General features: G+C 67.5%; 13 protein-coding genes. 3 read left to right on the top strand and 10 right to left on the bottom strand.

Annotation, left to right across the window (positions count from 1 at the left end; genetic code table 11):
* The 3 genes from ACTIFJ_RS03175 to aroQ form a co-directional block, all read right to left on the bottom strand.
* The coding region (locus ACTIFJ_RS03175) for a biotin carboxylase N-terminal domain-containing protein (RefSeq protein ID WP_439532637.1) at positions 1-597 on the bottom strand (597 nt) is incomplete at its 3' end.
* A gap of 8 nt (positions 598-605) precedes the next feature.
* Entirely contained in the window at positions 606-1067 is a 462-nt protein-coding gene (accB, locus tag ACTIFJ_RS03170; protein WP_439532636.1) for an acetyl-CoA carboxylase biotin carboxyl carrier protein, read from the bottom strand.
* A gap of 73 nt (positions 1068-1140) precedes the next feature.
* A complete protein-coding gene (gene aroQ, locus ACTIFJ_RS03165; protein WP_439532635.1) occupies positions 1141-1584 on the bottom strand; it encodes a type II 3-dehydroquinate dehydratase in 444 nt (147 codons plus the stop codon).
* A gap of 59 nt (positions 1585-1643) precedes the next feature.
* Here aroQ and thiS point away from each other — a divergent pair, with 59 nt between their 5' ends.
* On the top strand, positions 1644-2642 hold the full coding sequence (gene thiS / locus ACTIFJ_RS03160; RefSeq protein ID WP_439532634.1) for a sulfur carrier protein ThiS: 999 nt from the start codon (positions 1644-1646) through the stop codon (positions 2640-2642).
* Positions 2643-2770: 128 nt separating this feature from the next.
* Here thiS and ACTIFJ_RS03155 read toward each other — a convergent pair whose 3' ends face one another.
* Genes ACTIFJ_RS03155 through ACTIFJ_RS03130 form a run of 6 tightly spaced genes read right to left on the bottom strand, consistent with a single transcriptional unit; the run spans position 2771 to position 7551 of the window.
* A complete protein-coding gene (locus tag ACTIFJ_RS03155) occupies positions 2771-3256 on the bottom strand; it encodes an RNA pyrophosphohydrolase (protein ID WP_439532633.1) in 486 nt (161 codons plus the stop codon).
* Positions 3257-3263: 7 nt separating this feature from the next.
* Entirely contained in the window at positions 3264-3881 is a 618-nt protein-coding gene (locus ACTIFJ_RS03150; RefSeq protein ID WP_439532632.1) for an ABC-type transport auxiliary lipoprotein family protein, read from the bottom strand.
* A 9-nt stretch (positions 3882-3890) separates the two neighbouring features.
* Positions 3891-4850, bottom strand: a complete 960-nt coding sequence (locus tag ACTIFJ_RS03145) for an MlaD family protein (RefSeq protein WP_439532631.1) — start codon at positions 4848-4850, stop codon at positions 3891-3893.
* Positions 4850-5665: an ABC transporter ATP-binding protein gene (locus ACTIFJ_RS03140; RefSeq protein ID WP_439532630.1), complete on the bottom strand. Its 816-nt coding sequence runs from the start codon at positions 5663-5665 to the stop codon at positions 4850-4852. The genes ACTIFJ_RS03145 and ACTIFJ_RS03140 overlap by 1 nt, the downstream gene beginning before the upstream one ends.
* 3 nt (positions 5666-5668) lie before the next feature.
* The gene (locus tag ACTIFJ_RS03135) at positions 5669-6799 is read right to left on the bottom strand and encodes an ABC transporter permease (RefSeq protein ID WP_439532629.1); all 1131 of its coding nucleotides are present in this window, start codon (positions 6797-6799) and stop codon (positions 5669-5671) included.
* A 59-nt stretch (positions 6800-6858) separates the two neighbouring features.
* Positions 6859-7551 carry an alternative oxidase gene (locus tag ACTIFJ_RS03130; RefSeq protein WP_439532628.1) on the bottom strand — a complete coding sequence of 231 codons (693 nt, stop codon included), beginning with the start codon at positions 7549-7551 and terminating at the stop codon, positions 6859-6861.
* A 56-nt stretch (positions 7552-7607) separates the two neighbouring features.
* Here ACTIFJ_RS03130 and ACTIFJ_RS03125 point away from each other — a divergent pair, with 56 nt between their 5' ends.
* On the top strand, positions 7608-8315 hold the full coding sequence (locus tag ACTIFJ_RS03125; protein ID WP_439532627.1) for an HAD family hydrolase: 708 nt from the start codon (positions 7608-7610) through the stop codon (positions 8313-8315).
* 41 nt (positions 8316-8356) lie between these two features.
* Here ACTIFJ_RS03125 and acnA read toward each other — a convergent pair whose 3' ends face one another.
* Positions 8357-11044 carry an aconitate hydratase AcnA gene (gene acnA, locus ACTIFJ_RS03120; protein ID WP_439532626.1) on the bottom strand — a complete coding sequence of 896 codons (2688 nt, stop codon included), beginning with the start codon at positions 11042-11044 and terminating at the stop codon, positions 8357-8359.
* Between the two features lie 95 nt (positions 11045-11139).
* On the opposite strand from acnA, the gene recR reads away from it, so the two are divergent.
* On the top strand, positions 11140-11736 hold the full coding sequence (gene recR, locus ACTIFJ_RS03115) for a recombination mediator RecR (RefSeq protein ID WP_439532625.1): 597 nt from the start codon (positions 11140-11142) through the stop codon (positions 11734-11736).
* Positions 11737-11758: the final 22 nt, after the last annotated feature.

Below are 11758 nucleotides of genomic sequence, written 5' to 3'. Positions count from 1 at the left end.
GAGATAGACGGTGTCGTCGCCAAAGGCAGCCTTGGCCTCCTGCTTGGCCTGCGCCACGAGGCCGGCCAGCGAAGCCGCATCGGGTATGACCTTCATCCCGCGCCCGCCGCCGCCGGACGCCGCCTTGACCAGCACCGGATAGCCGATCTGGTCGGCGACCTTCAGCGCCTCCTCGATGCTGGTCAGCGGGCCGTCCGAGCCCGGGACCAAAGGCAGGCCGAGCGCGGCGGCGGTGCGCTTGGCCTCGACCTTGTCTCCCATCTTGCGGATATGCTCGGGGTCCGGGCCGATCCAGACGATGTTGTGCTGCTCGACGATCTCGGCGAAGCGAGCGTTCTCCGACAGGAAGCCATAGCCGGGATGGATGGCATCGGCCTGGGCGATCTCGGCGGCCGAGATGATGGCGGGGATGTTCAGATAGCTGTCTGTCGCCGAGGGCGGGCCGATGCAGATCGCCTCGTCGGCCAGCCGCACATGCATGGCGTCGGCATCGGCAGTGCTGTGCACGGCAACGGTGCGGATGCCCATCTCCCGGCAGGCGCGATGGACGCGAAGCGCGATTTCGCCGCGATTGGCGATGAGGACCTTGTTGAACACGGGCCGGATTACTCGATCACCACGAGCGGCTCGTCATATTCGACCGGCTGTTCCGAGCGGATCAGGATCTTGACGACCTTGCCAGCTCTTGGGGCGGTGATCGGGTTCATGACCTTCATCGCCTCGACGATGATCAGCGTCTGGCCGGCCTTGACGTCGGCACCCTCGGTGATGAACGGCGCGGCGCCCGGCTCGGGGGTCAGATAGGCGGTGCCGACCAGCGGGCATTTGACCAGGCCGGGGTGCGACTTCCAGTCGATGTCGCCTGAGGGGGCGGCAGCGGCGGCCGAGGCGGGGGCGGCGGTGGACGGGCCGGCCGTCGGTGCGGGCGCGGTATAATTCACCGGGGCGGCGGTGACGGTGCGGGCGACGCGGATTGAGCGTTCGCCGTCCTTGACCTCGATCTCGGTCAGGTGGCTGGTATCGAGCAGCTCGGCGAGTTCACGCACCAGCTTCGTGTCGACCTGCATCCGATTTTCCGACTCTTCGCCTTGCGGCATCATCAACCCCTTCTTGAACCGGCATCGCTGCCGACGAAACTGGCTATTGCCGCATGCCGGCGGCGGCGTCCAGCGCCAGCGCATAGCCGCGCGCGCCGAAGCCGCAGATGCTGCCGCGCGCCACCGGCGCAATCCAGCTCTTGTGGCGGAAGCGCTCGCGCGCCTGCGGATTGGACAGATGCACCTCGATCACCGGCACATTGATGGCCTTGATGGCATCATGGATGGCGATCGATGTGTGGGTCAGCGCGCCGGCATTGAGGATGACGGCGAGGCAGCCGCGCGATCCGGCTTCCTGCAGCCAGTCGACGAGATGGCCCTCGTGGTTCGACTGGCGGAGGTCGATCTCCAGCCCGAGGGTTTCGGCCTGCGCTTCCAGCGCCTCGGCGATGGTGTCCAGCGTGTCATGGCCGTAAATCTCCGGCTCGCGGCTGCCGAGCAGGTTCAAATTGGGGCCGTTCAGGACCATGACGAGGGAGGCGCTCATGTATCCTGCGATACAGGTCGCGCTTGCCGCGCGCAACGGGGCCGGGCAAAGGGAGGGGCATGGACAAGTTGACCACGCGTATCGCCATCCAGCTCAACGGCGAACCCCGGCCGCTGGCGCCCGGCCTCAGCATTGCCGCCCTGCTCGCCGAGCTCGATTTGCCGGCCGAGCATGTCGCGGTGGAGCGCAACCTGGAGATCGTGCCGCGCTCGACCTTCAGCGATGTGACGATCGAGGACGGGGACCGGCTGGAGATCGTGCATTTCGTCGGCGGCGGTGACCATGACGATGATGATGGCTGGTCGGTGGCCGGGCGGCATTTCCGCTCGCGGCTGATCGTCGGCACCGGCAAGTATAAGGACTTCGCCCAGAATGCCGCCGCGCTCGAAGCCTCGGGCGCCGAGATCGTCACCGTCGCCGTGCGCCGGGTCAATGTCACCGACCGCAAGGCGCCGATGCTGACAGACTTCATCGACCCGAAGACATATACCTATCTGCCCAACACCGCCGGCTGCTTCACCGGCGACGAGGCGGTGCGGACGCTGCGTCTGGCGCGCGAGGCTGGCGGCTGGAACCTGGTCAAGCTCGAGGTGCTCGGTGAAAGCCGCACCCTCTACCCGGACATGGCCGAGACGCTCCGTGCCACCGAGATCCTGGTCAAGGACGGGTTCGACGTGATGGTCTATTGCGCCGACGACCCTATCGCCGCGAAAAAGCTCGAGGACCTCGGCGCCTGCGCCATCATGCCGCTGGGCTCGCTGATTGGCTCAGGGCTCGGCATCCAGAACCCGGTCACCATCCGGATGATCATCGAGAATGCCGGCGTGCCGGTGCTGGTCGATGCCGGCGTCGGCACCGCGTCCGATGCCGCCGTGGCGATGGAACTCGGCTGCGCCGGGGTGCTGATGAACACCGCCATTGCCGAGGCCAAGGACCCGGTGCTGATGGCCCGGGCGATGCGGCTGGCGATCGAATCGGGGCGGCTGGCCTATAGGGCGGGGCGGATGGGGCGGCGGCGCTATGCCGACCCGTCGAGCCCGTTGGCGGGGTTGATCTAGGGCCTCCGGCGGCTGGGGGTTCGGCCCCCAGACCCCATTAAGGGGTTAGCCCCGCCGCGATGACGGTCGTCGCTGCGAACAGGCTTGTTCATGGGGTCCGGGGGCAAGCCCCCCCGCCGGAGGCCCCTTTACAACAAGATTTTCAAAATATCGGCATAGAGGTCCCGCTTGAACGGCACCGCGAGATCTACCAGCTCCTCGGCGGCGGCCCAGCGCCAGGTCTTGAACTCGGGGTGGGCGGTGGCGATGTTGATATCGCTGTCCTGGCCGAGGAAATCGAGGGTGAACCATTTCTGGCGCTGGCCGCAGTAGCGGCCTTTCCAGACGGTGCCGAGCATCTCGTCGGGCAGGTCGTAATGGTGCCATTCGGGGGTTTCGGCGCGGATGGTGACGAGGTGGGGCGGGACGCCGGTCTCCTCCTCCAGCTCGCGCAGCGCGGCGGTGGCGGGGTCTTCGCCGGGATCGATGCCGCCCTGGGGCATCTGCCAGGCCTCCAGCTTGGCATCGAGGCGTTGGCCGACGAAGATCAGCGAGGCCGGGTTGATCAGCAGCACGCCGACGCCGGGCCGATAGGGCAGGCCAGTGTGGTGTTGGCGGGGCTGGGTGGTCTTCATAAAGTTCTCAGGCGCCGAGGTTGGCGCTGGTCCAGTCGGCGAGCTCGGCGGCGAGGCGATTGGCGGCGCGGCCGAGGGCGGCGGCGACCTCGGGCGGGCTCTGGCTGGCGACGGGCTCGGTCATCTCGAAGCGGCGGAGCGCGATCGGCTTGGGGTTACCGGGCTTGGCGAGCTGGGCATCGTAGCGGACGATGACGATGGCCTGGGCGGGGTTGCGGACATCGAGGGTGAAGTCCCGCAGCGTGCCGGACAGGCTGGCGACAGGACGGGTGCTGGCCTGGCTGCGATCGAGGATCGCCATGCCGCGCGAGGCCAGCGTGTCAGAGATCAGCCGCTGGAACTGGCGGCTGGGGGTTTCGGCCCAGCTGGCGCCGGTCAGGTAGCGGATTTCGCTGTCGGTGGTGCGGACCGGCAGGCGCAGCGTCTGCAGCACCGATGTGAGTTGCGGCAGCTCGACGGCGAGGGTCATGCCGAGCGCATTGGGGGTGGCGGTGGGGCGGGACGAGGATTCGACGACGAGGAGCGATTCGGGCGGCGCACCGCCGGCGCCGATCTGGACCAACGGACCGCAGCCGGCGAGAAGCAGCAGAGCCAGCAGGGCGGGTGTGGGGTGGGTGATGCGCATGGCTCTGCCTTATTTCTTGCCGTCGCCCGGCGGGGCATAGTTGGGCAGCTGGCGGCCGCCCGAGATGGCGCCGGCGGGGTCTTCCTCGAGCCGCGTTGCCAACACGTTGAGTTCGGCAGTGAGGGCGCGCAGTTCACGGATCAGCTGGCTGGCCTCGGGGATGGTCTCGGCCGACAGCTCGTCGACGGCGGGTGTCATCTTCTCGGTCAATTCATCGATCCGCTTCATCGTTCGTTCGGCGGACTTGAGGGTGGCGGCGAGGTTGGTGGCCATCGGCTTGGCGTCTTCGCGCAGGAAGGTGTCGGCGCTGCCGGCGAGGCTGTCGACCTTTTTCATGGCGCCGGTGGCGGCGGCAAGGGTGGCGCGGGCCTCGGTCAGCGTGGCGGCGATTTCCGGGCCGCGGTCGGCCAGGGCGTCGGTCAGCCGGTCGAGATTGTTCAGGATATGGCCGATGCTGTCACGGTTTTCCGTGTCGAGAAGCTCGGCGAGGCGGCTGGCGACCAGGGAGACATTCTTCAGCAGCTCAGGCGCACTGGCCAGCAGCTGGCCGAGCGCGCCGGGCCTGGGCGGTATCAGCGGCGCGCCATAGGGGCCGGGGCGGGTGATCTCGCCGGCTCCGGGGGCGCCGCCGGTCAGCTGGATCTGGCTGACGCCGGTGAAGCCGACGCCCTCGATGGTGGCGGCGGTGCCCTGGCGGATCGGCACTGAGCGGTCGACGGCGATGCGAACGCGAACCAGCCCGGGTGACGCCGGCACAAGCTTGATCTCCTGAATCGAGCCGACGGGCACGCCGTTGTACGCGACCGGCGAGCCGGCCGAGAGGCCGGTGATCGCCTGGTCGAACAGGATGTCGAACTGCTTCTCGTCGCGGCCGCTGTAGTTCGACAGCCACAATATGGTGGCGAACAGCGCCACGAGAATGGCCAGCACCACGGCGCCGACGATTGCATAGTTGCTTTTGGTTTCCATCAGGCCGCTATCTCTGCCGGCTTAATTGCCGCGCGTCCACGTGGGCCGGAAAAATACTCCTGCACCCAGGGGTGATCGAAGGCGCGCAGCGCCGGTATCGTGCCGCAGGCGATCACCTTTTTCTCCGCCAGCACGGCGACCCGGTCGCAGGTGGCGTGGAGCGTATCGAGATCATGGGTGATCAGGAACACGCTGAGGTCCAGCGTGTCGCGCAGCACGCGAACGAGATCGTCGAAGGCGGCGGCGGCGATCGGATCGAGGCCGGCGGTCGGCTCGTCGAGGAACAGCAGCAGCGGATCGAGCGACAGCGCGCGGGCGAGTCCGGCGCGCTTCTTCATGCCGCCGGATAGCTCGGAGGGGAATTTGGCGCCTGCGCTGGGGGGTAGGCCGACCATGCCGATCTTGAGCGCGGCAAACTCGTCCATCAGCGATTGGGGCAGTTGAAGGAATTCGCGCATCGGCACCTGGATGTTCTCGGCGACGGTGAGCGACGAGAACAGCGCGCCGTCCTGGAACAGCACGCCCCAGCGGCGGCGGAGCTTGCGGTCGTCTTGGCGGTCGAGCGTCTCGGGATCGTCGCCAAACACCTCGATGGTGCCGGCGCGGCGCTGTTGCAGGCCGATAATCGTGCGCATCAGCACCGACTTGCCGGTGCCGGAGCCACCGACGACGCCGAGAATCTCGCCGCGGCGGACATCGAGATCGAGCTGGTCATGAACAATGACATCATCGAAGCCGGTTATGAGGCCGCGTACGCGGATGGCGACATCGGCATCGTCGGGCAGGATTGGTGAAAGGTCCGGCGGCGTCTGCATCGGTCAGTTATAGCCCAGTGCCGAGAAAAAGACGGCGAAAAAGGCATCGAGGACGATGACCATGAAAATCGATTCGACGACGGCGCGGGTGGTGCGGGCGCCGACATCCTCGGCGTTGCCGCGCACCTGCATGCCCTGGTAGCAGCCCTGCAGCGCGATCACGAGGCCGAAGACCGGCGCCTTGATCAGCCCGATGACGAAATCGGACATCAGCACCACTTCCTGCAGCCGGCCGATATAGGTGACCGGCGGCATGTCGAGCGCCAGCCAGACATAGACGCCGCCGCCGACAATGGCACAGACCGATCCGAAAAAGCCGAGGACCAGCGTCATCAGCGCCATCGCCAGCACACGCGGGATGACCAGCACCTCGATCGGCGACAGGCCGATGGTCTCCAGCGCATCGACCTCCTGGTTGAGCTTCATCGAGCCGATCTGGGCGGCGAAGGCCGAGGCCGAGCGGCCGGCGACCATGATCGCGGTGAGCAATATGCCGAGCTCGCGCATGGTGGCGCGGCCGATGAGGTTGACGACGAAGATGTCGGCGCCGAACTGGCGGAGCTGGGTGGCGCCCTGCTGGGCGACGACGACGCCGACGAGGAACAGCAGCAGCGCGATGATGCCGAGCGCATTGACGCCGATCGCCTCGCACTGGTGGATGAAGGCGTTCCAGCGCAGTTTCCGCCGGCCGACGAGGGTCTTGCCGAGGACAACCAGCGTCTGGCCGATGAAGGCGAGGAAGCCGACGACGCCGGCCAGCCCGTCGACGGTGGCGCGGCCGATCCGTTCGAGGCGCTGGACCATCTTGTTTTGTGGTTCGGGCGGCACCGGCCGGGCGTCGTCATGCTTGGCGACCTCGGCGATCAGCCGGGGTGCGTCAGGGCCTTCGGTGACTAGCGAGACATCGACGCCGGCGGCCTGCCAGCGCGCCATCAGCTGGTGGACGAGCAGCGCGCCCGCGGTGTCGATGCGTTCGACGGCGGTGAGATCGATGGCCAGCGTGCTGCCGCCAGGCGGGAGTTCGGCCAGCGGTTCGGCGATCGACTGGACATGGGCGATAGTCAGGCGGCCGCGGAAGGCCAGGGTGCGCGCGTCGCCCTCAAGCGCTGGCGGGTCGAAGCCGAGAGAGACCATCGGCGATGAGTGGGGGATTTACCCGCCGGGCGCAAGCCGCCTGTGCAGGGGGGTATGCGTCAGGCGGCAAGCCGATCCACCGACAGCTTGGCCGGATAGGGGGCGATCTTCTCCGGGCTGGTCGGCAGGCCGGCCAGCGTGCTGGCGAAATCATGATTGACGTCGCGGTGATGGGCCTCGTCGGCGCGGACCACCAGGACGACATCGCGCAGGGTGGCATCGTCCGCCAGCTGCCAGTAGCGGCGAGCGATCAGCGGTGCGGGGACATTCTCGACACGGCCGGCGTCGATTTCGGCCAGATACTGGCTGTAGCTGACCACCGCCTCCTCCTCAAAATAGCCGACGAGGCGATGCGCGGTGGATGGGCTGACGACGTAGAGGCCGAAGAAGCCGACATAGAAAAGCCATTGCACGGCCATGACCAGGAAGCGCTCGAAACCCGAGGGCTGGGCGACCTCGATGAAGGTCATCAGGTGCATGCGCTCGTTCTCGGCCTCCTCCATCAGCGTGCGGATCCAGCCCTTGTCGTCCTCCATCCGGCGCAGCGAACGCAGATGGGTCATGGTGGCGCCGACCATGCCGGGTACGGCGGCGACCGTCTCCAGCACGATGGCGCGGTGGCCGTAGCGATTCGAGAAGAAGCGGTCGGCAATGAAGCGCAGGGCCAGCGTGATGGCGCGGGCCACCCGGTCCCGCATGTCGGCGGGGCGGTGATGACGACTGGTATCGACAAAGGGGACGGCGATGCTCATGCAGCGCATATCGGTATTTTCGAGACTGTTGTGAGGATGGGAAAACGTCGCAGGCCATGATCGACAAGGTAGCGATCTTCGACATGGACCGGACGTTGACGCGGCGCGGCACCTGGGTCGGCTGGCTGGCATTTTGGCTGCGTCACGAGGCGCCGTGGCGCGCGGCGCTGCTGCCGCTGCTGGCCGGGCCGGCGCTGGCCTATCGTGCCGGGCGGCTGGGGCGCGGCGAGCTGAAGGCGGCGGCGCAGCGGCTGGCGATGGGCCGGCGGGTGCCCGGCGCGCAGGTGCGGGCGGCGGCGGCACGCTATGCGGCGCAGGTGGTGGCGCACGAACTGTTCGACGGTGCGGGCGCGGCACTGGCCGAAGCGCGTGCCGGGGGCGCGCGGCTGGTGATCGCCACCGCTTCGAACGCCTATTATGCCGAGGCGATCGGCGCGGCGCTGGGCGTGGACCATGTCATCGCGACACGGTTCAACTGGGCGGACGACCATCTGCTGCCCCAATTGGCCAGCGCCAATTGCTATGGCGAGGCCAAGCGGGCGGCGGTGCAGGCGTGGCTGCTGACCGCCGGGCTGGAAGCGGCGACGGTCAGCGCCTGGTCGGACCATGTCTCCGACCTGCCGCTGCTCGAACTTGCGGCGGCGAGCGGCGGGCAGGCGGTGGCGGCCAATGCCTCGCCGGCGCTACGGGCAGAGGCCCAGGCGCGCGGTTGGGCGATGGTCGACTGGGGACCGGTGCGCGGCTCGCTGCTCGAGCGGGCCTAAGCCTCCGGCGCTCCCTTCCGGGAGGGCCGGAGGTTCGTTGGTTACGCAGTCGCCAGGTTGCGCAGCACATAGGGCAGGATGCCGCCGGCATAGAAATATTCGAGCTCCTGCTCGGTATCGATGCGGGCCAGCGTGGCGAAGGTGCCGGTGCTGCCATCCGGGCGGGTGAAATGAACCATCAGCGTCTGGCGCGGCTTGAGCGTGTCGAGGCCTTCGATGTCGAAGAGTTCCTCGCCGGTCAGGCCGATGGTGGTGCGCGAGGTGCCCTCGGCAAACTCCAGCGCCAGCACGCCCATGCCGATCAGGTTCGAGCGGTGGATGCGCTCGAAGCTTTCGGCGATGACGGCGCGGACGCCGAGCAGCATGGTGCCCTTGGCCGCCCAGTCGCGCGACGAGCCGGTGCCATATTCCTTGCCGGCGAGGACGATCAGCGGCGTGCCTTCGTCCTTATAGCGCATGGCAGCATCATAGATCGGCAGCTCGGCGCCCGAGGGTACGTGGCGGGTGATGCCGCCTTCCACGCCGGGGACCATTTCGTTGCGGATACGGATGTTGGCGAAGGTGCCGCGCATCATCACTTCATGGTTGCCGCGGCGCGCGCCATAGGAGTTGAACTCGGCACGGGCGACCTGGCGTTCCGAGAGATAGGCACCGGCGGGCGAGACTTCCTTGATAGAGCCGGCGGGCGAGATGTGGTCGGTGGTGATCGAATCCGAGAATTTGGCCAGCGCCCGGGCGCGGTGCACGTCGGCGACGGGCTTGGGGGTCATGGTCATGCCCTCGAAATAGGGCGGGTTCTGGACATAGGTGCTGGCGGCGTTCCACTTGTACGTCGCGCCGCCTTCGACCTTGATCGCCTGCCAGCGGGCATCGCCGGCGAAGACATTGGCGTAACGCGCCTCGAACATCTCCGGTGTCACCGAGGAGAGGACCATCGCCGAGACTTCCTCATTGGTAGGCCAGATGTCCTTCAGATAGACCGGTTGGCCGTCCGAGCCTTCACCGATCGGATCGGTGGTGAGGTTCCTGCGCATGGTACCGGCCAGCGCATAGGCGACGACCAGCGGCGGGGAGGCGAGATAGTTGGCGCGAACATCCGGCGAGACCCGGCCCTCGAAGTTGCGATTGCCCGACAGCACGCTGGTGGCGACGAGATCATGAGCGTGGATCGCTTCGCTGATCGGCTCGGGCAGCGGGCCGGAGTTGCCGATGCAGGTGGTGCAGCCATAGCCGACGAGGTTAAAGCCGAGCGCGTCCAGGTCCTCCTGCAGGCCGGACTTGGCGAAATAATCGGTGACGACCTTGGAGCCCGGCGCGAGGCTGGTCTTCACCCAGGGCTGGGTCTTGAGGCCCTTGGCGCGGGCCTTGCGGGCGACGAGGCCGGCGGCGACGAGAACATTGGGGTTCGAGGTGTTGGTGCAGCTGGTGATGGCGGCGATGACGACGTCGCCATGCCCGAGGCCATGGTTGGCGCCGTCGACGGGGACGCGGATGTCCATCCGCTCGGCCTGCTTGTAGCCGCCCTGCAGCTCGGATTCGAAGGCGGTGTTGGCGTCACCGAGCAGCACCTTGTCCTGCGGGCGGCGCGGGCCGGCGAGGCTAGGCTGGACGGTGGAGAGATCGAGGCTGAGCACATCGGTGAACACCGGATCGGCGGTGGTCGCATCGCGCCACAGGCCCTGGGCGCGGCAATAGGCTTCGACCAGCGCCAGCGTGTGCGCATCGCGGCCGGTAAGGCGCATATAGTCGATGGTCTTGGTGTCGATCGGGAAGAAGCCGCAGGTGGCGCCATATTCCGGGGCCATGTTGGCGATGGTGGCGCGGTCGGCGAGCGTCAGCGCATCGAGGCCGGGGCCGAAGAATTCGACGAAGCGGCCGACGACGCCGTGGGCGCGCAGCTGCTGGGTGACCGTCAGCACGAGATCGGTGGCGGTGATGCCCTCGGCCAGCGTGCCGGAGAGCTTGAAGCCGACGACCTCGGGGATCAGCATCGACACCGGCTGGCCGAGCATCGCGGCTTCCGCCTCGATGCCGCCGACGCCCCAGCCGAGCACGCCGAGGCCGTTGATCATCGTGGTGTGGCTGTCGGTGCCGACGACAGTATCGGGATAGGCGACGGTGTGGCCCGAGACATCCTCGGAGCTCCAGACCGCCTTGGCCAGATATTCGAGATTGACCTGGTGGCAGATGCCGGTGCCCGGCGGGACGACGCGGAAGCCCTTCAGCGCCGACGAGCCCCAGCGCAGGAACTCGTAACGCTCGATGTTGCGCGCGTATTCGAGGTCCATATTGTCTTCATAGGCGCTGGCATTGCCGAATTCGTCGACCATGACGCTATGATCGATGACGAGGTCGACAGGAACCTGCGGGTTGATCTTCTGCGGATCGCCGCCGAGCATGGTCATCGCATCGCGCATGGCGGCGAGATCGACGACGCAGGGGACGCCGGTGAAGTCCTGCATCAGCACGCGGGCCGGGCGATAGTTGATCTCGTGATTGGAGCGGCGGGTCTCACCCCAGGCGATCATCGCCTTCAGATCGTCGATCTTGACGCTGCCGCCGTCTTCGAAGCGCAACAGATTCTCGAACAGCACCTTCATCGAATAGGGCAGGCGACCGACATCGCCCAACGCCTCGGCCGCCGCCGGCAGGCTGTAATAATGATAGGCGGTGCCTTCCACATCGAGGCTGCGACGGGTGTTGAGGCTGTCATTGCCGACGGCGGTCATGTCTGGTTCCTTCTCTCGTTTGCCGGGGTCTCTAGCGCATGGGGTCCGTCGCGGGAAGTGTTGCGGTTGCGAAAGCCGGATGGCATGTCTGTGCCATGGCCTCCCCCGAGATCGATGCGTTGACCCAGGCGCTCGCCCGGCTGCCGGGTCTCGGCCCGCGTTCGGCCCGCCGCGCCGTGCTGCATTTGCTCAAGCGGCGCGAGACGGCGCTGGCGCCGCTGCAAGCGGCGCTGGAGGCAGTGGCGCGGTCGCTGGTCACCTGCTCGGTGTGCGGCAATATCGAGACGCGGGACCCGTGCAGCATCTGCACCGACCCGAAGCGCGATCCCACGCTGTTGTGCGTCGTCGAGGATGTGCCCGATCTCTGGGCGCTCGACGGCAAGCGGCTGTTTGCCGGGCGGTTTCATGTGCTGGGCGGGCGGCTCTCGGCGCTGGAGGGGGTGCGGCCAGAGGACCTGGCGATCGAGGCGCTGGTGGCGCGGATCAGCGGGTCCGAGGTTTGCGAGGTGGTGCTGGCGATGAACGCGACGCTGGAGGGGCAGACGACGATGCATTATCTGGCCGACCGGCTGGCCGGCAGCGGCGTGGCGATCACCCAGCTGGCGCATGGGCTGCCGGTGGGCGGCGAACTCGATTATATGGACGAGGGCACGCTGACGCTGGCGCTGCGGGCGCGGCGACCGGTGGCCTAGGCGGCGGCAGCTTGACGATGCC

The sequence above is a fragment of the Polymorphobacter sp. genome (genome assembly GCF_051860865.1).
GTDB lineage: Bacteria > Pseudomonadota > Alphaproteobacteria > Sphingomonadales > Sphingomonadaceae > Sandarakinorhabdus.
This window is presented reverse-complemented; position numbering and strand designations above follow the sequence as displayed.